General features: G+C 62.2%; 26 protein-coding genes. 11 read left to right on the top strand and 15 right to left on the bottom strand.

All coding sequences use genetic code 11. The annotated features are described in order from the left end of the window. Positions 1–447: 447 nt before the first annotated feature. Positions 448–3,627 (top strand): hypothetical protein, encoded by a 3,180-nt coding sequence (locus AC3WMA_RS18045; protein ID WP_492286733.1) that lies wholly within the window; start codon positions 448–450, stop codon positions 3,625–3,627. Between the two features lie 1,103 nt (positions 3,628–4,730). On the opposite strand, the gene AC3WMA_RS18040 is transcribed toward AC3WMA_RS18045, so the two are convergent. Together AC3WMA_RS18040 and AC3WMA_RS18035 are read right to left on the bottom strand one after the other, a co-directional pair. Then, complete coding sequence (locus tag AC3WMA_RS18040; protein ID WP_492286732.1) at positions 4,731–5,501, bottom strand: phospholipase D-like domain-containing protein; 771 nt, start codon at positions 5,499–5,501, stop codon at positions 4,731–4,733. A 358-nt stretch (positions 5,502–5,859) separates the two neighbouring features. Then, positions 5,860–6,069 carry a cold-shock protein gene (locus AC3WMA_RS18035; RefSeq protein ID WP_492286731.1) on the bottom strand — a complete coding sequence of 70 codons (210 nt, stop codon included), beginning with the start codon at positions 6,067–6,069 and terminating at the stop codon, positions 5,860–5,862. A gap of 124 nt (positions 6,070–6,193) precedes the next feature. On the opposite strand from AC3WMA_RS18035, the gene AC3WMA_RS18030 reads away from it, so the two are divergent. Beyond that, entirely contained in the window at positions 6,194–6,439 is a 246-nt protein-coding gene (locus AC3WMA_RS18030) for a hypothetical protein (RefSeq protein WP_492286730.1), read from the top strand. 84 nt (positions 6,440–6,523) lie between these two features. On the opposite strand, the gene AC3WMA_RS18025 is transcribed toward AC3WMA_RS18030, so the two are convergent. Next, positions 6,524–6,730, bottom strand: a complete 207-nt coding sequence (locus AC3WMA_RS18025; protein WP_492286729.1) for a hypothetical protein — start codon at positions 6,728–6,730, stop codon at positions 6,524–6,526. Between the two features lie 326 nt (positions 6,731–7,056). Here AC3WMA_RS18025 and AC3WMA_RS18020 point away from each other — a divergent pair, with 326 nt between their 5' ends. The 3 genes from AC3WMA_RS18020 (at position 7,057) to AC3WMA_RS18010 (ending at position 8,343) form a co-directional block, all read left to right on the top strand. Next, entirely contained in the window at positions 7,057–7,269 is a 213-nt protein-coding gene (locus AC3WMA_RS18020; RefSeq protein WP_492286728.1) for a DUF2934 domain-containing protein, read from the top strand. Positions 7,270–7,310: 41 nt separating this feature from the next. Then, positions 7,311–7,817 (top strand): phosphatase PAP2 family protein, encoded by a 507-nt coding sequence (locus AC3WMA_RS18015; RefSeq protein ID WP_492286727.1) that lies wholly within the window; start codon positions 7,311–7,313, stop codon positions 7,815–7,817. Between the two features lie 292 nt (positions 7,818–8,109). Then, positions 8,110–8,343, top strand: coding sequence for a hypothetical protein (locus AC3WMA_RS18010; protein WP_492286726.1), 234 nt, complete (start codon positions 8,110–8,112; stop codon positions 8,341–8,343). Positions 8,344–8,407: 64 nt separating this feature from the next. Here the strand turns inward: AC3WMA_RS18010 and AC3WMA_RS18005 are convergent, their stop codons facing one another. From AC3WMA_RS18005 to AC3WMA_RS17975, 7 genes are all read right to left on the bottom strand, one after another. Then, entirely contained in the window at positions 8,408–9,010 is a 603-nt protein-coding gene (locus AC3WMA_RS18005; RefSeq protein WP_492287094.1) for a hypothetical protein, read from the bottom strand. A gap of 157 nt (positions 9,011–9,167) precedes the next feature. Beyond that, a complete protein-coding gene (locus tag AC3WMA_RS18000) occupies positions 9,168–9,602 on the bottom strand; it encodes a pyridoxamine 5'-phosphate oxidase family protein (protein WP_492286725.1) in 435 nt (144 codons plus the stop codon). Between the two features lie 108 nt (positions 9,603–9,710). Next, positions 9,711–10,997 carry a Y-family DNA polymerase gene (locus AC3WMA_RS17995; RefSeq protein ID WP_492286724.1) on the bottom strand — a complete coding sequence of 429 codons (1,287 nt, stop codon included), beginning with the start codon at positions 10,995–10,997 and terminating at the stop codon, positions 9,711–9,713. Continuing rightward, positions 10,994–11,416: a LexA family protein gene (locus AC3WMA_RS17990; protein ID WP_492286723.1), complete on the bottom strand. Its 423-nt coding sequence runs from the start codon at positions 11,414–11,416 to the stop codon at positions 10,994–10,996. Before AC3WMA_RS17990 ends, AC3WMA_RS17995 begins: the two co-directional genes overlap by 4 nt. A 177-nt stretch (positions 11,417–11,593) precedes the next feature. Beyond that, complete coding sequence (xth, locus tag AC3WMA_RS17985; protein WP_492286722.1) at positions 11,594–12,364, bottom strand: exodeoxyribonuclease III; 771 nt, start codon at positions 12,362–12,364, stop codon at positions 11,594–11,596. 40 nt (positions 12,365–12,404) lie between these two features. Then, complete coding sequence (locus tag AC3WMA_RS17980) at positions 12,405–13,046, bottom strand: dienelactone hydrolase family protein (RefSeq protein WP_492286721.1); 642 nt, start codon at positions 13,044–13,046, stop codon at positions 12,405–12,407. Further along, a complete protein-coding gene (locus AC3WMA_RS17975) occupies positions 13,046–13,285 on the bottom strand; it encodes a DUF2171 domain-containing protein (RefSeq protein WP_492286720.1) in 240 nt (79 codons plus the stop codon). The genes AC3WMA_RS17980 and AC3WMA_RS17975 overlap by 1 nt, the downstream gene beginning before the upstream one ends. An 857-nt stretch (positions 13,286–14,142) precedes the next feature. Between AC3WMA_RS17975 and AC3WMA_RS17970 the strand changes: the two genes are divergently transcribed. The 6 genes from AC3WMA_RS17970 (at position 14,143) to AC3WMA_RS17945 (ending at position 17,145) form a co-directional block, all read left to right on the top strand. Next, positions 14,143–14,343: a hypothetical protein gene (locus tag AC3WMA_RS17970; protein ID WP_492286719.1), complete on the top strand. Its 201-nt coding sequence runs from the start codon at positions 14,143–14,145 to the stop codon at positions 14,341–14,343. Beyond that, positions 14,340–14,561 carry a hypothetical protein gene (locus AC3WMA_RS17965; protein WP_492286718.1) on the top strand — a complete coding sequence of 74 codons (222 nt, stop codon included), beginning with the start codon at positions 14,340–14,342 and terminating at the stop codon, positions 14,559–14,561. Before AC3WMA_RS17970 ends, AC3WMA_RS17965 begins: the two co-directional genes overlap by 4 nt. Positions 14,562–14,734: 173 nt before the next feature. Next, positions 14,735–15,055: a plasmid stabilization protein gene (locus tag AC3WMA_RS17960; RefSeq protein WP_492286717.1), complete on the top strand. Its 321-nt coding sequence runs from the start codon at positions 14,735–14,737 to the stop codon at positions 15,053–15,055. 115 nt (positions 15,056–15,170) lie between these two features. Continuing rightward, positions 15,171–15,392: a con-10 family general stress protein gene (locus tag AC3WMA_RS17955; RefSeq protein ID WP_492286716.1), complete on the top strand. Its 222-nt coding sequence runs from the start codon at positions 15,171–15,173 to the stop codon at positions 15,390–15,392. A 679-nt stretch (positions 15,393–16,071) separates the two neighbouring features. Then, on the top strand, positions 16,072–16,923 hold the full coding sequence (locus AC3WMA_RS17950; protein ID WP_492286715.1) for an SDR family oxidoreductase: 852 nt from the start codon (positions 16,072–16,074) through the stop codon (positions 16,921–16,923). A 72-nt stretch (positions 16,924–16,995) separates the two neighbouring features. Then, a complete protein-coding gene (locus tag AC3WMA_RS17945; protein ID WP_492286714.1) occupies positions 16,996–17,145 on the top strand; it encodes a hypothetical protein in 150 nt (49 codons plus the stop codon). A 109-nt stretch (positions 17,146–17,254) separates the two neighbouring features. Here the strand turns inward: AC3WMA_RS17945 and AC3WMA_RS17940 are convergent, their stop codons facing one another. The 5 genes from AC3WMA_RS17940 to AC3WMA_RS17920 form a co-directional block, all read right to left on the bottom strand. Next, complete coding sequence (locus AC3WMA_RS17940; protein ID WP_492286713.1) at positions 17,255–17,407, bottom strand: DUF1127 domain-containing protein; 153 nt, start codon at positions 17,405–17,407, stop codon at positions 17,255–17,257. A gap of 499 nt (positions 17,408–17,906) precedes the next feature. Then, positions 17,907–19,004, bottom strand: coding sequence for an HWE histidine kinase domain-containing protein (locus tag AC3WMA_RS17935; RefSeq protein ID WP_492286712.1), 1,098 nt, complete (start codon positions 19,002–19,004; stop codon positions 17,907–17,909). Between the two features lie 115 nt (positions 19,005–19,119). After that, on the bottom strand, positions 19,120–19,572 hold the full coding sequence (locus AC3WMA_RS17930; RefSeq protein ID WP_492286711.1) for a response regulator: 453 nt from the start codon (positions 19,570–19,572) through the stop codon (positions 19,120–19,122). 1 nt (position 19,573) lies between these two features. Next, a complete protein-coding gene (locus tag AC3WMA_RS17925; protein WP_492286710.1) occupies positions 19,574–20,608 on the bottom strand; it encodes a sensor histidine kinase in 1,035 nt (344 codons plus the stop codon). Between the two features lie 382 nt (positions 20,609–20,990). Beyond that, complete coding sequence (locus AC3WMA_RS17920) at positions 20,991–21,872, bottom strand: alpha/beta fold hydrolase (RefSeq protein WP_492286709.1); 882 nt, start codon at positions 21,870–21,872, stop codon at positions 20,991–20,993. Between the last annotated feature and the right edge of the window lie 40 nt (positions 21,873–21,912).

The following is a 21,912-nucleotide window of genomic DNA, read 5'->3' as shown; positions in this document are numbered from 1 at the left end:
ACATTGCGAAGAAGGTGCTCTCGGCGCCTGTCGGCTCTGTCGTTCGGCCACTCTCGACCAATCGAGTTCTGGCCAGGCTGGCTATGCGGCACTTCTCTACGCCGCGCCAGTTCGATGCGCTTTGGACGCTTATCGCGAAGGACGCGCTTCGCGGTGACCCAAAATGCAAATCCTTGATGGCAATCGAGCTGGCTTGTGCGCCGCTAGGAGCTGAATTGGCGGCGTCATGGCGAACGGTCGTGGCGCCCGGACTTCCTGCTATCAAGGTCGACCTGACCGGTCGCAAACGGCTTCGTAAGCGCCCGCGGCTACGGAAGCACCATCGGTCGCGTGGAAAGTAATCACCGCTCTTCTAGCTCCTTCTGCGGCCAGAAAATCGGCGCCGATCGCATTCCGCTATCCACGGATATCTGAGCCTACGCACGGGTTTGGCTGCGGGTACTTAAAATGCAAGGAATTTCGTCAGTAGATTATTATATCGGCAATCGTGAGCCTCGAGGCAGTCTTGATATCGATTTGCCCGAAGAGAAGAATTTGCGTCGGCCCCTGAAATCCATTGATCAGTTTGCTTTCGATTTTGCAGCTGCCCGAATTGGAGCGGTCGAACCGGAAGAACACGCTGCGTCGATTGTACAGGGCGATAAGCCAGAATTTCCGACGACCTCTTCCCTGCCGGTTTCAAGTGCGGTTCCTGAATCGCTGCCATGTGACGGATCCGACTGCAACTCTCCGGCGATCGGCAAAAAGCCACGCGTCCAGTACGGACCGAAAGCGGTCCAAGACACGTTGGTCATGCTCGAAGCACTGGAAGTACGCCTGATCGCAGAAGGGCGCCGCCTTCCGCGTCGGCAGCGAACAGTCGAAGACAAGGTATCGATGGCGGCGCTCGCCATGGAACTCGGTGTGTCAATAAACCGATTGCATTTGCCCGGCATTCCGGAGGCGATTGCCGCGATGGCAAAGCGGGTTGGGATCGAGCCTGTTGAAGAACGGGCTTACGTCAAAGACATCCTTGAACGCGTCGAGAATTTGGCGGGAAGCCTGCGCGAAACGGGCGGCAAGATGCCGCTCAATGCGATGACGCCTTCCGAGCCAAGCTACAAGGCCGTTCGTAGGCTGCTCGGACTGCCTCAGGGCAACCGACTGCCGCTACCTGTCGAACGTCGCATTGTGGAACTGTACAATGAGTTCGGTGTCGAAGACGCCCCTGATCCAATTGCCAAACGCAGGTTGCTGGCTTGGGGGGAGCGAGCCAGAGCTGAACGGCTTCAAGTTTTGGCATGTTCTTCAAAGCCGGAAGAGCCCTTCATTCCCGCTTGCGCCGAGTTGATGGGGGTCGACCCGCATGAGCTCTATCACCCGCCAAATCGGGCTATTCTCACGGATTTGGGGCGCGAGCTCGGTTTCGAGATCGTTGCGACAGCCCGAGAGCTGCGTCCGATCCCGAGCGTCGTTCTGGTCGAGGAGTGGGCGAAGCGAGAAGGACAGAAGGTCCCCCAGCATCCGTCCTATCCTGGCCGTCCCTATTTTGCCGTAGCCTGCGAGCAGATCGGCATCAGCACAAAAAGCGCCCTACGGCCTGCGGTCCGAGATGCGATCATCAAAGCCGGTACGACTTTAGGTTACGAGACCGTCATCGCGTCAGTTGAGCCGGAGGCTGTGCTTCTCCAGGAGCTGAGTGAGAAGGCGATCATTATGCGTCGCAAGGAGGTACTGGGCACAAAGTCCGAAAACGCTCAGATCGACAATCTGAAGTGGCGACTGAGACAGCTGGCCGAGCTTCATCCTGACGGTGATCTGGCCAATGCGAAGCTGCTGCTGGCTGAAGCGTCAACGATCAAGCCCAAGGATTCCAAATTTCACGGCGAGATGGACGTTCTGCAGCAATGCCTGAATCAGATCGAACTATCTCGGAGGCTGCCAGACGATTTTTGCCAGGCACTCAGCGAGCTCTGCAAAAGAGCGAAGATGTCCTACAAGGCCACGTCCCGAGAGGCAGGGCTTCCCAAAGGGACCATCGGGGCATGGGTAAATGGTTGCCCGGCCCCCAATCGTCGCCGTGAGGTTGAGCTTGTCGAGCGAGCACTGAAGGCGGAGCCGAATACGCTCGTCGGCCGTATGGCTGGGAGTTCGCGGCGGCCGAAGTACGTCCTGCTTTCTCGTTTTCCAGAGCACATGCGCTCGAACAATGCGCTCCGCACTCGCATCAAGAGGCGACTGGATCCTACCGATTTCGCTCTTCCGGACGAGGATTTTTTCGCTCGTTGCCTGGAAATCGAGCGAGAGCTCATTGCCGAAGCGACGAAGCCGATATCTGCCTTTGTGAAGGCAGCTGAACACGCTTTGCCCTTCTTGCCCGAGCACGTTGATCGTCAGTTCGCTATCGTCTGTGCCATCGCTGATGCCGATGGTCCGAGGCGCCGTGACGCCATGAAGCGATACGGTGTTTACGACGATGGGCTTCGTTGGGTTCACTCAACTGTGGAGGGACATCAGCGAACGCTCAGAGCTTTTTTGGGATATCTGTCCCAGAGCATGGAAGGCCGACCAGCGATCGCCGAAACTGACATGTCGCTGGCGTTGGCGCTTGTTCCAGAGCTCTCTGTGGACTACGCCATATGGCTCCCCTCCCAAAGAACAGCGATTATCCCGGGCCGGACGGTGAGCGTGACCGATACTGCAGCTATGCGGCTGTTTGGAACGCTGCTGCGTGAGAAAGGCATTTTGCGGAAGATGCCCCAGCTCGCCGAAACGCTGAGCCCGATCCCAGGGTATCTCGATCGCGCTAGAATCCAATGGATCGAGGCGAACTGGGAAGCAGCTTGCCAAGCTGCGTTCGAACGATACCGGAGCATGTGCAATAGCTACTCCGATGACGAGTTCGATCGATCGATTGAGATCGCGAGCTTGATGCCGATCCTCAATCTTTCAAATCCTAGCCAGGCTGTAACGCATACCATGCTGCGCCGATTGGGCGAGCAGCGTCGCCATCTGGCCGAGGGGACCGTCACGTGGGCGCTCGCTGTCCGCAACGAGATGTATCTGCATACCCAGGATCAGATGGCACTTCGTGGCGGTACATTGCGTCAGGTTGGTACCCGCCATTTTCGCGCCGCAGGCAACGGTATCGATCTCCATCTTCCACGGGAGTTCTTCAAGAACCGCCTGTCTGAAAAAGTTTGGAAGAATGGTCGAACGTGGATCGATTTTCAGCGTACTTTTGACGATGAGCTTGGAGGTCACGCCGTCTTCGATCTTTACGTGAACGATGCACGCCCCATTCTCGCCGGCGTAGCCGATAGCGATTGTGGCGCGTTTTTTCTGAACTATGACGGTACGGCCAAGCAGGGATTTTCCCAGCTCGCGACAGAACTGAGCAAGGCTCTTTTGATTGATTGGCCCGACACTGACTTATTCTGGAGGCAGCAGCGCGCTCTCCGCAACCATGATTTTCGGCATATTTTGGCGACAAGCATCCTGCGTCGTAAGGACGATATGAGGTGGGCAGCGAGAGCGCTGATGGACACGATTGAGACGACGGAGAAGACCTACGCATTCGTGCGCGCCGAAGACGAGAATGCGAGGTTCCAGGAGGTCATGCGGGGGCGCGGCGGGGCGACTGTCTGAACCCGGCACGCCTGAAGATAGTTAAAGCTCCAAGAAGGCCGCCTCCAAGGGCGGCCTTCGTCGTTTCCGCCGGGCCAGAATGCTGAGTTCGGGATAACGTCGGGTGGCCAGAGGCCAACGCGAGCGCCTCGCCGCGACGCTTCGCGGGAGTACGGCTTTCTGCCGCCGAGCGATTTGAGCTGAGCTTGTCAAAATCTCACTGACGGATGAACGCAGAACGTTTGGCCATATTCTGTTCACACTCGCAGAGCGGTTCCAGCTTCTCTGGAACAAATGAAAGTTACGACCGAACGGCACGGCTTAGCTACCGTATGCTTGCAAAGAGTGTCACCAACTCGAATGCCAAAATGAGGAATTGCAAGCACTTGATCGGTTACCGCGTTATTTAACGATCTTGGGCCAGCACTCACCCTGTTAGGATAAAAAAATCCCGGACGATGCCCGGGGTTTCGCTTCACTAATGCCGTGCGCCCGCATGGCTCGCTAGGCTATGCCTCCGCCCCGGAGGTCTTCGTCCCCGCCATAGTCGTGCGGGCGACTGCGCAACTCGGACCAACTATGCCGTCCGCCTAGCCTCCAAGCCAGCCGTCCACCAACGATCGGGTTGGACCAGCCAGCAAGGGTGGATCAATCTGGTTGCTCACCGGCGTTATAGGGAGCGGCCGACTACGGCGCGAAGACGAACTCTGCTCCGTTTGGCCTAAAGAAAAAAGGCCGGCGTCCCAAAGGGAGCCGGCCAAGGAGAAGCCATGGCAATGAGCCAAAAGCCTCGAGGGGAACGGATGCGACCAGGAACCGGCGGGAGGGGGCCGGAGCGGTCAGCGAACCGTACGCTCGATATGGCGACTGCCTCCGCATCCGCAATCCATCATTTAGATGACCGCGCCTTGCAGCCGGCGCAGCCTATACCCGTCCATAGGATCGCTACCATCTCGGGCTTGGCTGCAATGACAGATGGCGGGCCGGCAATCACGACCTTGGTCTGATTGCCGCCAAACAAGGCCCCGCGCCATGTTGTGCCGCCCAAGGGGAACGGCGGATGATGGCTTGGCAGTGCTCCCTGAGATGAGCGCGCCGGCCTCCTCCCGCCGATGCGACAAGTGCTAACGAAGCAATCCTTCGGCTTGGAACTCGTCCCAACCAGCCAGGTCTGGCGAGATCCCACCATCTGGGTCTGGCGACTTGTTTCGGGATTTGCCGGCCTGCTTTCCAGCGCGCGTTAATGCTGCCTTTCCCGCAGCTCGCCGTCGGTTCTCGGCCGCGGTCACGACATCCTCTTCCCGCCAGATTTCCGCCGACCCGCTGTCGAGGACATGTTCAATGAAACCCGGGGTGAAGACGTGGAAGGTCACCGCTTTGGCCCGACCACGAAGCTTTACTGTTTTCGTGCCTGCGCTCTGGAGGCGGCCATCGTCGAGCCATTTGTGACGCTCGCGCGGTGATATCGAGAGGATGTCTTCGGCTTCGCTGGGGAGTATGCCGACGCCGCCCGTGAAACCAACGCGGCCATCTACGATTAGCAGCTTACGGTGCGTACGGTTGTTGACGCGGTCGAGCGTGTACCAAGTGACAGGGCGGAACCGCACGACCTCGACGCCCGCGTCCTGCATGCGCTTGATCAGCGCTTCGTCCATGGGAAGGCTGCCAACCCAATCGAGCAGCACTTTCACTCTCAGCCCCTCGCGGGCTTTGGCGGAAAGAGCATCCGCGAATTTCACCGCGATGTCGCCGCGCCAATAGATGTACGTTTCGAAACTGATTGTCTGCCGGGCTTCACGGATCGCGCCCAGCATCGAGGGAAAGATTTGGTTGCCGTTGACGAGCGTATCGACCTTGTTGCCGGGGATGTAGTTCGACCCGAAAAGGGCGCCCATCGACGTCTTCAGCTGGCGATCGGACGAAGCCAGGTGATGCGGAAGCGGCTCCCTCAGCTCTTGGGGCTCAGGCATCAGGTTATAGACGACGAGGCATCCAACCGCACCCGCCAATGCCGACAGGAATCCTACGGCGACAAGGTTTCGCCGATTGTTCACGGCCGCGAGGCCTGGCAGGAGAAGTGCTGATAGCCCATTCCGATTGATGTTCCGCGATCCTTTGGAGCGCGCCGTGTTGTGCTCCCGATGGAACTGAGAAGGTTCGGGCGGGGAGTGGGTCTTGAAGGGCGACGCCTGATAAATATGCCCGCCTCCCGATGGAGGCGGGCTGTCGCAGCCGGCAGAAGTGGCCGCGCCGCTACGCCGCCTTGAGGTTGTCCGCCGACTGCTTGCCCGACCTCTTGTCGGCGACCATCTCGTAGGAAACCTTCTGTCCCTCGTTCAGGCTGCGCAACCCGGCGCGCTCCACCGCGCTAATGTGCACGAAAACGTCGTTGCCGCCGCCGTCGGGGCTGATGAAGCCGTAACCCTTGGTCTCGTTGAACCATTTCACAGTGCCGGTAGCCATACGCATCTCCATAGTGGACCGGCAGGATGCTGGCTCCATCCGATGAGCGCAAGTGTTGGCGACCTTGGCGGAACAATCAGAAGCGACACGCAGTCTCCCTAGCAGATGCAAATGGAGATGAGCGATGACCAACAGCCAAGACACAGATGTCCGCGCAGCCAACGCGCGTGCTGAGCGGCAGGGTGAAGGCCCCGGTGGGGGGATCGTCCCGCCGATGCGGGCAGACAAGCACTCGACGATCGAGCCGGCCGTGGAGACGCCCGTCGAAGGGCGGCAGGGTTTCCTCGGTCGTCCAGTGCTCGCGGTGTTGATCGGTGGGCTCTTCCTGGTCGCGATCGCTTGGATCGTCGTCCACTACGCTTCGCGCTAGGTCGACAAAGCAGCAGCCCGCCATCGTCATGGCGGGTCTACAACAACCCGCTGCGTCGCTGGAAGAAGGGTGGGGCTTGGGCCCTCACCACACCAGCGTCGGCAGCAGATATCCGAGGAATGCGAAGACCGACAGAGCCGCGACCAAAATGACGGCCGCTCGCAGACGGCTCAGCGCCAGACGGGAACCGTCCGCCTCGACGAGCAATTTGAGCACGCCACGCAGAGGAGAAAATCGCGGGCCGCCCAATGAAGGTCTCTGGGCAGTTTTGGGGGCTTCTTCCTCGGCCAATTCAGTCGTCCTTATTTGGTCTTCGTGGCGGCCGAATGCTCCGGGGATCGTTCGATCACCTGGGATAAGGTCAACTGTCGCCGTTCACCTCCAGTTCCGGTCTGCTCAACGTCCAGCGAAAGCGGTGGCGCCGCCACCCGTCGCTCGACAAGGGCGCCGCGCGCGAAGCGACGGCCCCCGCGAGCGGGACTCTCAAGTTCTGGCAGATGGCTGTCAGGGATTGGGCAGCGCCGCATTCGCAACCCGTCGGCAAGTCGGTATCAGCAGGCGGAACCGTAAGTCCAGCGAGGGCGTTTTCAGCCGCGAACACCCTTGGGACGACACCGATGGACCACGACGCAGACCACGCAGAAATCCGCAGGCTGGCTTACCAGATTTGGTTGAAAGAGGGGCAGCCAGACGGGCGAGACCGAGAGCACTGGGTCGCAGCCAAGGCTGCGTGGGCCATGCAGAGGCACGGGCTGAGCGATGCCAGCGAGCAGCAGGCCGGCGCGGGCGCCGAAAAGTCCATTCGCAAGCCGCGCTCGAAGAAGAGCTGAGTCGCCGTCTGGTGCCGCGCATCGCACTGCCGGTGTATGGAATGGATCGCGCAATCACGCGAGCCGCCCGGCTGCCTCCATCGAGTGCGCGTGTCGCCTTCTCTCTCGGGTGGCTAGCCGATGCGCGCGTGCTGCTGGGAGGGGGCGCACTTTGGCTTCTGGCGACGCCGGGCCAAAGCGCTGCCCGCAGTGATGCTGTTCGCTTCATGACGACTATCGCGGCCACTACCGCCTTGCACCATGCCGTCAAGCGGATCGTCGACCAGATACGGCCTGACCGAGTGATTGGATCCGGGCGATTGAAGACCGGTCGATCGCTTGACGCGATGCCTTCGGGCCACGCAATGCATGCCGGTGCAGTGGCGGCCCTCTTCAGTGACCGCGTGGCTCGTCCCGCGGTTTTGTGGTCGGCTGCTTTGGGTCTGGCGTCAGCCCGGGTGGCAATGCTCGCGCATTGGCCCTCGGGCGTAGCGCTGGGGTTCCTCGGCGGAGTGGCCGTCGCGCGTTGCACCAGGTGGGTTAGGCGCTCTCACTCTCGGAAGCCATGACTGCGACGACGCAAGTCGCCGCGATGATGAGCCACGCCAAGTCGCCGACCCAGGGAGCGCTCATAGCGGGGGATGCCAGAACAGAGGTGATGCCCACTATGGAGAACAGCGCCGAAAGAAACGAAAGACGCAACATTTTCGCCTCCACTTTGAGCGCATGACCGCGGCTTGAAAACGCTGGTTCCCAGAGCCCGCCAAGGAATTTTCGAGCCGCGGCGGATGGCGCTGGCGCGCGAGGGGAACTCTGACTGGGGCGGCCGGTTGTGATCAGCCCAGCTTTCGAGGTCTCCGCATGAAATCGCTTCTTCTTCTCGCCGCTGTCTCGATGGGCTGGAGCTCGTTCGCCCACGCAGCCGCGCCTCAAGGTGAGGCCGAGGTTCCTGTTCTCCGGGCGGCCGCAATTCCCCTCAAGGTGTGCGCGACCCCGGTGGTGGTGGATCCGCTGATCGAACATCCGCTCGGGTCGCACTCCATGCCGACCAGGGAAATCAACCAGCTCCGTATCGAAACACCTTTGGCTGATTGAAACCGCGAGCTGGCTGCTCATCCGACGTGTGATCGCCGTCGCTCCACGCGCCGCCACTGGAGCGCTAACGAAGCAGTCCCTCAGCATCGAATTCATCCCAGCCGGCTAGGTCCGGCGGGACTTCGTCGTTCGGGCTGCTGACGGCCTTCCGCGCTTTGCGAGGCCGTTTGCTCGCGCGGGTCTGCGCCGCCTTTCCCGCGGCACGCCGCCTGTTCTCCGCTGCCGCGGCGATATCCTCTTCCCGCCAGATCCCTGTCAGTCCGCTGTCAAGGACATGCTCAATGAAGCGCGGCTCGAATACGTGGAATGTGACGGCCTTGGCGCGGCCACGCAGCTTGACCGTTTTGGTGCCCGCGCTCTGAAGGCGACCGTCGTCGAGCCATTTGTGGCGCTCGCGAGACGAGATGGCGAGAATGTCCTCAGCTTCGCTCGGGAGGACAGGCAACGCAGCGATGCCGGCCAGTGTCTCGCCGACGATCGCTGAAAGCGCGTCGAATTCCGCCGCGTCGGCGCCCGGCGAATCAAGTGTTACCTTGCCGGCTTCGACCTTCAGGCATTTCTTCCATGCCCAAGGCAGTCGACGTTTGATTTCGCGTTCGATCCCCTTTGCGCGAACCGACGATCCCAAGGTGACGGACGAAGGAAGAGGCCACTCGGCCAGCTGCATTGCGATGCGCTTCACATGATGCTCGGCTCAGGCTTGCTTACTGCGGGTCGACCTCGACGCAGCAAAGCTCTGCCCCTCGGCGCCGGCAAAACCGAAGGCTGGGGATTCGGGCACGGCGGCTGAGGGACCGCAAGCTCGCAGCGCTGGGCGGAAGCGGTCAGACCGCGACCTCTCCCTCGTCTTCACCGTCCCAGTAGTGCATGCGCGACGCGTGCACCTGAACCAGGACGATGCCGGGGGTCTCAATGCCCTGCGGGAACCAGCGCTCCATGTCGTCGACCCAGTGCTCTTCGAAAGCGACCCGGTCTTTGGTCAAGCTGGCTTTGCCCTCGATGCCGATGAAGATGCCTGGCTTGCCGAGCAGGCTCTTGTCGCCTGAGAAGGTTAGGCCGACCTGATCGGTGGTTTTGATGTCCTGGATGAACCGCGCATCATCATAGGCGAAGAACCAGGAATCCCCGTCGTAGTCGACATCGCGGTTGTTGCTCATCGGCCGGCTGGAAAGCTTGCCACCCTCCGTCACGGTCGTGAGCATGCAGAAATCGATCTCCTTCATCTTCTCCGCGATGTCGGTGAGTGTGAGCTCGCCCATGGTATCCTCCAGCATGGTGACCGCTTTCGATGGAGATCGAACGGGCGGGCCAAGGTCGTGTTCCCTTCGGTGCGATCCCGTCCGGCTCGCGACGGACCTCGCGGCTTCTCAGTGGGCGCGCGAACCAACGACGGGCACGTCGCCGAGCCGCGTGGTGTAGTGCGGCGAACGGCGGTCGAACTTGGTGGCCCAGGCCTTCCGCTGGTTCGCCACCCCTGCCGCGGCCGGAAACACGGCACCCCGGCCGTGCTGGCTGTTGCAGGCGTCCAGCGCCGCCATCAGGCGTCCCGACTTCTCCCGATCGAGACTGCCTATCAGCGCGCGCTGCGAAGCTTCGAGGGGAACCAGGTCGACCGTCATGAGACCGGCCTTGGCGTAGCGATATCCCGGCTTCCAGATCCGTCGCGCCCCCCATTTGGCTGCCCTGACAAGCACCAGCGTGTCGTTGCTGGCCTCTGGGAAATCCACCGTGGTCGAGACCGAGCGCGCGGGCCCGCCGTCGAATGGCGAGGTGTGGTAGAAGACGGTGACGTGGTCCGTCGCGAGCCCGTGGTGCCGAAGCTTCTCGCCCAGGCGCGTGGCATGCGACGCGATCGCTTCCTGCATCATCTCCAGGCTGTCGACCCGCCCGGCAAAGGAACGCGTCACGGCGCAGCCCTTGCGGGTCGGCGCGACGGCCTCGAGGTCGACGCAAGGGTGCGCCCGCAGCTCCTGGATGATCCGCTCGCCGACGACGGTCAGCGTCTGACGCGCTAGTTTCGGATCGAGTGCGGCGACATCCGCCGCGGTCTGGCAGCCGAAGGCCTTGAGCTTGGCCTGGCTGGAAGCCCCAATGCCCCAGACGTCAGCGAGCGGCATGAGGCGGAGCCACTCCTGGCGGGCCTCGGGGCTGGTCAGGTCGCAGACCCCGCCGAGCTGCGGGGTGCCTTTGGCGATCTTGTTGGCGAGCTTGGCGAGTGTTTTCGTCGGGCCGATGCCGACGCAGGTCGGAACGCCGGTCCAGGTCGAGACGGTCGAGCGTAGGTCCTTGGCCCAGTCCAACCGGCGCTCCGGCTCCACCGGCGTCGCGTCGAGGAAGCTCTCGTCTATCGAGTACACCTCGATGTCGGACGCGAACCGCTGGTAGACGGTGTTCATCCGCCGGCTCATGTCGCCGTAGAGGGTGTAGTTCGAGGAAAACACGACGATCCCCTCGCGCTTCACCAGGTCGCGGATCGTGAACATCGGGGCGCCCATCCGGACACCGAGCGCCTTAGCCTCGCTGGTGCGCGCGACCGCACAGCCGTCGTTGTTCGACAGCACGATTACCGGCCGGCCCTTGAGCTTTGGGTCGAACACGCGCTCGCACGAGCAGTAGAAGCTGTTGCCGTCGATGAGGGCGAAGCTCGCGGTCACCGACGGAATCGCCGAACGCTGTTGGTAACGACGCCGAATATCTCGATGTCCGCATCGGGGCCGGGGTCGTAGTCGGGATAGCGGCGGTTTCCGAACGCGAGGCATGATCGCCCCCCGAACACGCGGAAGATTTTGACCGACCGCTCGCCGTTGACATCGACGACGACCGGATCGCCGTCGTGCGGCCGCAGGCTGCGATCGACCGTGATCAGGCTTCCGTCGAAGATGCCGGCGTCGATTGCGCTGTCGCCGGCGACGGTCATGATGAAGGTCGCTGGCGCGTTCTGGATCAGTGCACGCGACAGGTCGATCGGGGCGTCCAGGTAATCGTCGGCCGGCGAGGGGAAGCCCGCGCGGACTGGCTGCCGGTAGACTGCGAGGAAAGCCGGAGGACCGACGACGGCCGGATGCGTGAGCATGATCGCGTTCTCTTTGATGAGAACATAATAAGAACACTAGCCGCCCGATTCCTGTCAACGCGGATTCGCCCGGGTGCTCCGAAATTCAGCGCACAAAAAGGGGAGAACCTTCCCAGCGGTGTGCGCGGGATGCTCGCCAGCCGTCAGTCCGCGATCGAACGAGCTCACGGTGTTGGCCTAGAGCTCAATCATCACCGGCGCGTGGTCGCTGGTGTGCTCCCAGCCGCGCGGCGAACGCCGAACCTCCGCCCGCTTGAGCGTATCGGCCAGCGCGGGGCTCAACAGGAAGTGGTCGATCCTCAGCCCAGCATCGCGTTCGAACGAGTTCCGCCAGTATTTCCAGAACGTGTAGATTCGTTCCTCGGGGTGAAGGTGCCTGACGGCGTCGACCCAACCCTGTTCCAGGAGGTTAGCGTACGCCTTCCTCACCTCGGGGCGAAAGAGAGCGTCCTCTCTCCAACGATCGGGCGCATAGACATCGAGCTCCGTGGGCATGACGTTGAAGTCACCAACAAGCGCCACCGGCACGTCGAGCGATAGCAGCTCCTCGGCGTAGCTCTGCAGCCGCTCGAACCAGCGAAGCTTGTATTCGAACTTCGGGCCAGGGGCCGGATTGCCGTTGGGGAGATAAACGCACCCGATGAGCATTCCGCGCGCCGCGGCCTCGATGTATCGGCTATGACTATCGTCGGGATCGCCGGGCAAGCCTCGGCGCGTCAGGACTAGTGGGCTGCCGCGCTTCGCAATGATGGCGACGCCGTTCCAGCTCTTCTGGCCCTGCCAAACTGCCTCATACCCCACTTGCTGCAACTCCCGCTCTGGGAAGCGGGAGTTGGGACATTTCAGCTCCTGCAGGCAGACCACGTCCGGCTTGTCCTGCTTGAGCCAGCGCAGCAAAACCGATAGGCGGCCGTTGATACCATTGACGTTGTAGGTGGCAATCTTCACCGGCGCCTGCCCTCACGAACCGCTTTCCCGGCCAAGCCCGTCACAGGCGTTCCCGCAAGAACGCCTGCGTCTTCGCTATCGCGTCAGGCCAGCTCGCGACGGATAGTCCGTGTCCTTCGCCTCGATAGATGTGGCTCTGGACGTGGCCTCCATTGCCCTTGATCAGCTTCTCGATCGCGACTGCGTTCGACAACGGAACAATGCGGTCGGCATCCCCGTGCAGAATGAGCGTCGGTGGTAATGATGCCCGCTCTAATCCAGGCGGGAGGAAGCCGAAGAAGTCGACAACGGCCTTGATCCTGCTGTCGCGAGCGGCGAGTGCCAAAGCCAACGCTCCGCCGAGCGAGAAGCCGACAACGGCGAACCGATCCTGTCTTTCGACCTTGATGGCCTCGATCGCTTCGAGCCAGATCGGAAACTTGGTCTTGATCTCACCGTAGCGGGCTAGGCGATCACCGGTGGCTTCGAAATACCGGGGTAGCCAGACGGTGTAGCCGGCAGCGGCGATCATCTCCGCGGCGAACTCGTATCGACCGCCGTTGGTCAAGCCATCCGAGCCGTGGAGAAGGATGACGCTGCGCCCAGGACCTCTCGGACCGAAGCGATCGACTGCGATGCTCGCGTGAGCCGGGCCAGCGACGATTGCCGCGCCTGCGCCTGCCACGAAATGGCGTCTGTCCATTATTCGGCCGCCTCGGACCATCGTTCTTTAGCTTCAGCGGCCGGGACGATCAGCTTGATGGTGTCGCCCTCGAGACCGATGACGAGCCCCAGGTCGATGTAGTGGTGAGCGCCGCCCGACTCGGGATCATTCTTCTTGAGTTTGATGAGCTGGCCGCTGAGAGCGTCGACGGTTCCGACGTGACCTCCATCGGATCCGATCACCCGTTGGCCATCCCTGATTTGCTCGACGAACATCATCGCTGGATTTCCTTCCTGAAGCTGTGCCGGAGCAACGGAGCGTCGCGTGCGGAGGTTCCGGCCGGCGCAGCGGAACCATCGCTCGCCCGCGAAGTTTGCAGCGGCGGTGTGGTTCGTCAGGACAGGCGTGATGGGTGCGGACGGATTTCGGTGCGATAGTTGCGGCTCGCCGAGTATCGCGGTGCCATCGGACCTACGGCCCACCAGCGATGTGTGTTGCGGCGGCTGCTCCCGCCGCCTGGCGACCTGGTCGGAGTATCGCGCCTTCGTGGCGACGGCAGTCAGAAAGGGCGCGAAGGGCCGTCAGCCCATCGTCGCTGATCCGCTTTCCGCATAAGTTTCTCTCACGGCTGTGAAAGCTTGGCGAGCCCGACGGCACCCCTTTGCCTGCGACGAATTAAGACGAGCTGCAATGTCGAAATGCATCAAGCTGTTGAGCGGTCGGGAGCTCAGGCCGCTAACGGCAGCGAAGGCCTATTTCAGTGGATTGCGGGAGAGCACCCCGATCGGATCGCCTCTAAGGGACCCCGAGCGGTCCGATGCTCTGGATATCTACCAGCGCTATTGCAGAGTGACCGGCGGATCTCCCGTAGCCGCTGTAGGCGTAACCGTAATCAGCGAGAGAAAGCTGCGGCCAGGTGGAAACTATGCGCGGATTGCGAGATCGTTCGCCGTTGTGACCGCGGCCGGCGAAGCGGCCGCCTTCAATATGGAAAAGGCCCTGAAAGCGATTGCGGAGTAGCTTGGGCCCGACACATTGGAACCAGTTATTGCAGGCTTTCGTTCACTGCCACGGGGTGGTTCGCGAGGCGCCATTGGTCGCAATCTGGAAATCCGACGGACCGAACAGGCGGCCCATGCAGGTGAAGCGCGCGCTTCACACAGAGGTTTGCCAGGACAGCGATGGCAAGCGTTACAAGGTCGTCGTGTGGCGCGAATGGCCCGGCCTCTCGCTGACATCGTACACGCTCGAAGACGGTACTCCCGTCCATTACGAGGACGAGTGCTACTTCGCCCTGCCGTCGGGAAAAATGCTGACACGCTGCGAGGAAGAATGAGCGAGATCGAAGATGGCGAGGTGATTGTCGTGCTGAGGCAGAACGTCAAGCGTGGCGGCGAGCTAATGGCGACCTATCAGATGGACTACCCGGACTGGGCTACCGCGCTGCGCGAAATTTCAGTCGACCTGGAGGCTGGCCGCGTTGAGGCGATCCAAGTTGGAAGCAGGCAGCTAAGCGGCGACGAGATTGCTGCGCTATCGCGGCGGCGAAGTTGAGAAAAGAAGCCGAGGAGTTGGTGAGAACTCCGCGAAGACACATCCAAGGCCAAGGCTGCCTTTTAGCCGAGCAGCTAGGCGCTGCCAGCGCCGGCGCAGCTTCGCCGATCGGTCTGGAACTTTTGTCATTGGATGCTGTTCGCAGGGCTTAACCCCCAATTTTGGAGGCAGCCATGCCAAGGGGCGACAAATCCAAGTACACCGACAAGCAGGAGCGCAAGGCCGACCACATCGCCGAGGGCTACGAGAAGCGCGGGGTCTCCGAGAAGGAGGCCGAGCGCCGGGCGTGGGCGACCGTCAACAAGGATGACGGGGGCGGGAAGAAGGCGGGCGGCTCCGGGCGGGGGAAGGAAACCGGCCATCCGGCCGCGCACAAGGGCGGAGAAAAGGGCGGCAAGGCCTCTGCCGAGCGGAGCGCCGCCGATCGATCGGCATCGGCAAAGAAGGCGGCGGCGACGCGAAAGCGCAACGCCGAGCACAGAGCTCACCACTGAGAAGAAGTTGGAACAGCCCAGCGCCTGGGTCGTTCACTCCAAGACCGCTCAGTCGGTCAACTCACCTCAAACCGAGATTCTCCGGCTCTCCGGAGAGCAACCTATGGAGCGAGTGATGGCCAATAACCAAGGCTTCGCCAATAATCCCGACAATGCCCGCGAGGCGGGAAAGAAGGGCGGCGAGCACAGCCACCAGAACGAGCGCGGGCAGCAGTCCGCGTCGAACAGCGACCGCCAGCAAAGCGGATCGCACGGCACCGAGCGTGGCGGATCGGGCAACTTTGCCAATGACCGCGAGCGCGCGTCGGAAGCAGGTCGCAAGGGCGGCCAACACTAGTCACCGTCGTTAGTGCGGATTGGGTGGGCGGGTCCTCCGGGGCTCGCCCTTTTCGCAACAGGGAGGCCGAAATGCTGCAGGTCCAGACGATCACCAGAACCTACAAGACATTCGAGGATGCCCGGAACGTGGCGGTCCGCTTGGCCGAGGCTGGTATTCAGCCCGAGAGGATCGGTCTTCTGGGACAGCAAGCTGGCGGTGACGACAACACGGCTACGGCAGCAGGCGTTGGAGGGGCTGCCGGCGCCGCGACGGGGCTCGCACTTGGCCTGGGGGCACTCACCCTTCCAGGCGTCGGGCCGATCGTCGCGACTGGGTGGTTCCTGTCCGGCGCTGTGACAGGGGCACTGGCTGGAGGTGTTCTGGGCGCACTAGTCGATGCCGGCGTGCCGGCGAATGACGCTGAGCGCCACGCAGGCGAAACGCGGCGGGCCGGTCTGTGGTCTCGGTGCGCGTCGAGGAGCCCGACGCCGCGCTGGCGACGCGAATTATGGATGCCGCAATGCCCCTCGAGGTGGGCAGATCTGCAAATGGCGACCTCGGCAAGGTCGTTTCCTGACGCCCGTTCTCGGTCGCAAAGCGTCCGGGGGAACTAGTCCCTGCCGAGAAGGTTCGACGACAAAGCGCTGGGGGGCGATTTGGCCGGCGGCAGCGCCGCGGTCCGACACAGGGATCTTGAATGCCAGTCAAAGACGCCATGATCCACGAAGACGGTCTTCCGGGGCACGAAGCCGCCCTGACGCCGAAGCCGGACTGGGAGCCGCGTTATCTTGGAAGCGATCGACTCAAGGGAAAGGTCGCGCTCATCACGGGAGCGGACAGCGGCATCGGCCGCGCGGTCGCAGCACTTTTCGCCCGGGAAGGGGCGGACGTCGCGATTGTCTACCTCAGCGAACACGACGACGCCAAGGAGACGGTGCGCATCGTTGAGCGAGAGGGGCGGCGAGCCATCTCGATTGCTGGAGACATCGGGGAGAAGGCGTTCTGCGGCGCTGCCGTGTCCCGGACTATCGAGCAGTTCGGCAAGATCGACATCCTCGTCAACAACGCCGGCGAACAGCACCCGGACAAGGACATCACCGACATCACCGAGGAGCAGCTTCGGCGCACGTTCCAGACCAACATCTTCGGCATGTTTTTCATGACGCAGGCCGCGCGCCCACATCTCAGAAGCGGTGCCGCCATCGTCAACTGCACTTCCGTCACGAGCTACCAGGGTTCGAGGGAGCTGCTCGACTACAGCTCGACGAAGGGCGCGATCACATCTTTCACGCGAGCCCTCTCGGAGAACCTGGTCGAGAAGGGAATACGCGTGAATGCGGTGGCTCCCGGGCCGATCTGGACGCCCCTCAACCCGATGGGCGGAGCAAGCCCGGAGAAGCTGAAGCATTTCGGCGAAAGCACGCCGATGAAGCGCCCGGGGCAGCCGAACGAGGTCGCCCCGAGCTTCCTGTTCCTGGCGTGCGAGGATTCCAGCTACATGTCCGGGCAGGTGCTGCACCCGAACGGCGGCACAGTCGTGAACGGATAGGGCATGCCAATGCCGATCGACAGTTCGCCTCCGCCGGAGAAGGCAAGAAGAGCAGCCATCGGCGTCGTCGCCGTGCTCGCCTTCATCATCGCGGCGATATTCATCGGCTTCAACCTGAACCACGCTCAGACGCAGCGCGAACTGCAGTCCGGCCGGGTCGATCCAAGGGACGCTCCCAAGAGCTCCACGGATCTGCAGGCGCCGAGGCCGCCTCAAAAATGACCTCGGCACTGAACGCAAAATGCCCGCCGTGAGGCGGGCATTCGCTCTTCGACCGAGGCTCAAGGGGAGGGAGACACGAGCCCCGGGAGAAACTCTGGCAATCGCTCGATCAGGCCGCGTTCGCGCGGGCGATGAAAGGGATTTCGGAGCGCGAGACGCCGAGGTCCGCAAGCTCGCGGTTGGTCAGGCGGGACAGCTCGCTGACGGTCTCGCGATAGCGGAGGTAGGCGCGGATCTTGGCAGCGATCATGGTGACGAACATTGTGGTCTCCCTAAGTTTCCCGACCGGGGCGGCGCCCACAGCGACAATCTCGTTGTGGGCTGCACATAAGCCGAGCCGGCCGGCACATTTAGGTGGGGCGCGGCAATTCCGACATGCATCTAATGCATGGATTAGGGCTATATTGGCGTGTTTTCGAGTTCGTTATGTGTTCAATGCAGATCTAGTTGCGATTGCAACTGAATCCTCCGCACCGGTAGCTGAGACCGATGGCTGCATCGAGCCCTGTCCCTGCGTCCTCCTAAAAGCCTCCTTCGATCTCGGCGGCGATATAGGCCTGCACGCGTAGGATGAGCACCAAGTTTACGCTGCAGGTCGATTGATGGCGTTGCCTGCCGAATCCTACGGGTTCGCAATCCCACGTGCTGGGCGCGCGTTGGCCTTCAACTGGCTACCCGGTCGCACCCGGTCGGCGTCCCGACCGGGGGAATGTCGGCTATTGTAAAAACAGGGAGGAATGCGCTTTCCGACGGCAATCGGCTTAAAGTGCCATGACGTCCGGCATGGCAGCGTCGAACGTCGCAGTGAGGCCACGGGAAGACCACTCCTTCGCGACGCCGCCCTTCCCGACGAGTCCCATCTGGATCAGGCGCGAACCGAAGCTGCGGTCGGTAGGCTCGCTAGTTGGCGGGCCGCCCGTTTCCTTCCAGATCATCCGGAGCACTGCTTCGACGCCGCTCTGGTCGATGGTCCAAGACAGGTCGACCTTACCGGCTGGCACCGAGAGCGAACCGTATTTGGCGGCGTTGGTCGCCAACTCATGGAGAAGCAGAGAGATCGACAGCGTCGCCTTCGGCCCAAGGTCGATATCCAGCCCCGATGCTCGGATGCGGCCGCCGTCACCGTGCAAGAGCAGCATTGGCCGCACCACTTTCTCCAGCGACGCCGCGGCCCAATCCTCCTGGAGCAATTGGTCATGGGCTCTGCCGAGCGCCGCGATGCGGCGGGAAAGCGCCTCGACGGCGTCCCGCTCCGTCACGCCTTTCAGAGTCTGCGTCGCTATAGCCTGCACCATAGCCAGGGTGTTCTTCATGCGGTGCGCTATCTCGGCGTTCAGGACAGCCTGCTGGGCCTGGGCCTCGTCGCGCTCGCGCAGCGTCCTGCGCAACTCCAGCTGTCGCATGACCTGGCGAGCCAGCACTTTGAGAGTGGTTTGCTGGATGCCGGACAGATCGCGCGGCTTGAAATCGAGCACGCAGACCGTGCCGATCGGGTGTCCCTCACCGGTCTTCAGCAGCGCGCCGGCATAGAACCGGAGACCGTTCTCGGCGGTGACCAGAGGGTTACAGTCGAAGCGAGCGTCCTTGGTCGCGTCCGGTACGAGCATGAAGTCCTCCTCGAGGATCGCCCGCGCGCAGAACGATGAATTGAGAGGCGTCTCGCGGACGCCCAGTCCGACCTCAGCCTTGAAGAATTGCCGCCCATTTCCGACCAGGTTCACGACTGCGATGGGCGTCTCGCAGATCTGGGACGCCAATTCGGCGATCTCATCGAAGTCCTGCTCCCGCGGCGTGTCGAGCATGGCGAAGCTGGCAAGCGCATCGAGCCGCGCGCTTTCGTTCAGATCGAGATTCAACACGTGCCAAGCGCCTCCTCGCGCGAGCCGGCGGTGCGAGCGCGCGGTAATTCGCGGTGCGGGGACCGGACTTTCCCTCGCGGGGGAGAGGAGCCGCGAAGTTGATTAGAAGCCGGCTTCACGAGGACGCCAAGCTCGCGGTGAGGGTTGTCGAGGCGACAAGGTCGCCGGGCTTGCCGATCGACGGCGGTGGGGAGACCAACATCTCGCCGAGGTACTGGATCGCAGACATGAAGGTGTTTCGCGAGAACGGTTTGGCGATGATCCCGTGGGCGCCCGCGAAGTCCGGTGGCACCTTCGACGGGTTGGCCGTCACGAAGATGATGATCGCGTCGGCCCAGCGCTTTCGGATCAGCGCGCAGACATCGAGGCCGTTCGTCCCCTTGGCCAGGTGCATATCGACGAAAGCGATGTCGGGAGCGATATCTCTGTCCAACGCCTCGACGTCGTAGAGCGACGCGGCCTCGCCGACAACGCAGTGGCCGCTGTCCTCGACCATGGATTCGACGTCCATCGCGAGAAGAGCTTCGTCCTCAACGATCAGTATCCTCAGGGGCTTCGACCTCGTCATTTTAGAGAGGACTCTTCTTTTCAAGAGTGACGCGCGTACCGTTGGCGAGGCGATCCCAAGTCACCTTTGCGCCTGCCTGCTTCGACAGCCGAGAGATCAAGGTCCGGCCCAAGCCGTCGCTCTTCTTGTCGAGATCGATGCCATGCCCATCGTCCTCCACCGCCAGGAAGTAGTCGGAGCCGCTGCCGCGCGCGGTCAACTTGATCGTCCCGCCGCGGCCATCTTTCAGGCCATGCTTGATCACGTTGGTGAGCATCTCGTTGAGGATCAGGCCCAGCGACGACGCGTAATCGGACGGGACCTCGATCGGCTCGATATCCGCGATGAGCTCGATGTCGCTGCGGCCGCTGGCCCCGATGACACCTGACGCCATGCTCTCGGCGAAGCCGGCGATGTCGAACCTCGTGACGTCGTCGGACTGGTAGAGCCTTCGATGCACGGTGGCCAGGGCATCGATCCGTTCCATCATGACATCCAACTTGGCCGTGATTCCAGGATCGTCGATTTGGCGTGATTGAAGCCGGAGCAAGGCGCCGATCATCGTGAGGTTGTTCTTCACCCTGTGATCGACCTCGTGGAGCAAGATTGTCTTGGCTTCCAGGGCCGCCTCCAAGTCCAGCGTGCGCTGCCTGACTTGCGTCTCGCTGGCGGCGAGGGCGGCCTGCTCCTCCGCGAGGCGCCTCTCCACGACGACGCGGGCAGTCGTCTCCGGCGTAATGTTGAGCACGGCAGCAACGCTTCCGTCCTCTTCGCGAAGAGGAGACAGGGAGTAGTTGAAATAGGCGGTCTCGATGCCACCACCGTCGAGGCGCGCCATCGCAAATGGAGCGTCCTCAAAATGGACCGGCTCCCCGCGCTCCCGGACGCCCTCAAACTGAGGTTTCAACTCCTCCCAGATCTCCGCCCAGACGACCGAGCCTGGCTGCCCCAAAGCCGCAGGGTGCTTGGCGACCAAGATGCGGCGATACGCGTCGTTGTATATCAGTGCGAATTCCGGTCCCGACCACAAGCAAATTGGAAACGGGGATTCGAACATAGACCTCACCACCGTTCGAATGGCGGGTGACCACCCCGTCGTCGGCCCTAGCGGTGTGCGCGACCAATCCAGCTCCCGCGCGTGAGCGCGGACTTCGCCGGCCCCCGCGAAGAGTTTGGCGGCGTCTGCCAGAGCCTCTGACCAAGAACCTTCATCTGCCACGTAAAACAGCCCCCAGCTCCCGACGAACGGACACCAATGCATATCGCGTTCCGGGGTGTCCGCGGGAACCGTGAGCACGCATTCTCGATTGCACTAACACGCTTGCGTCGTTCTCGTTTCCCCAAGAGTGGATTTTTTTCGCGCCGGTCTCTTCGGTGCTTTGAAGACTCCGCGGCTACGGCATGCAGCTGCAGACCGAATACACGCGCTTGACATCGCTCTAGATCCCGTCGCGTAGAAACCGCGTCAGCGCTTTCGCCACCCCGGCAGGAGCCTCGCGCGTCGGAAAATGCCCGACCCCCGGCAAGCCGACCATCTCGAAAAGGCCTGAGAATTTCTCCGGCACCTTCGCGAAGCTTTCCTGGGCAGTCACGCCATCCTCGTCCCCCTTGATGAAAAGCGTGGGGAGGGAGAGCGACTGTGTTTCCTTCACCTTCACTGCGAGCCATGCGCTCCGCGAGTCCAGGTCGGCGAACCCCCAGCGCGACCGGTAGCTGTGCAGCGTGACGTCCACCCAGTCCGGATTGTCGAATGACCGCGCCACGGCTTCAAAAGTTGCCTCATCGAACCACCCCGGCGGCGACCAGTTCTCCCACTGGATTCGCGCGAAGCCGCGGGGATCGCGGCGAACTGCGTCGGCGCCGCGATCCGTGGCCATGAACCATTGGTACCAGTAGAGTTTGGCCTGCGCGAAGGTGGGGGTAGCCAGTCCGCCCATTCGTGGGGTCGTCGACAGCATGCAAAGGCGTTGGACCCGCCCCGACCAACCGACGGCCAAGGCCTCCGCGATGCTTGAACCCCAATCGTGCCCGGCCACAGAGAAATTCTCGATGCGGAGTGCATCCGCCAACGCAATTATGTCCATCGCGATGATGGCGCTGTCGCCGGTGCGAGCCGCCGTGTCCGACAAGAAGCGGGTTGCTCCGAAACCGCGGAGCGTCGGTACGACGACGTAGCAGCGCTCATGCGCGATAGCCTCGGCGATGGACGACCACGTCGAGGCGTCGTCTGGCCAACCATGGATCAGCACGACCGCAGGATCGCCCGGGTCCCCATACTCGTCATAAGCGAGCGCAAGTTCTCCGATGTCCCGGATTGGCATGGAGGTGCTCCGTATTTTGCGAGAGAAGGATTGCCGCCCG

The organism is Allobosea sp. FW305-C-101, assembly GCF_058783685.1.
The sequence above is the reverse complement of the archived record's forward strand: the minus strand, read 5'-3'. Positions and strand labels throughout refer to the sequence as shown.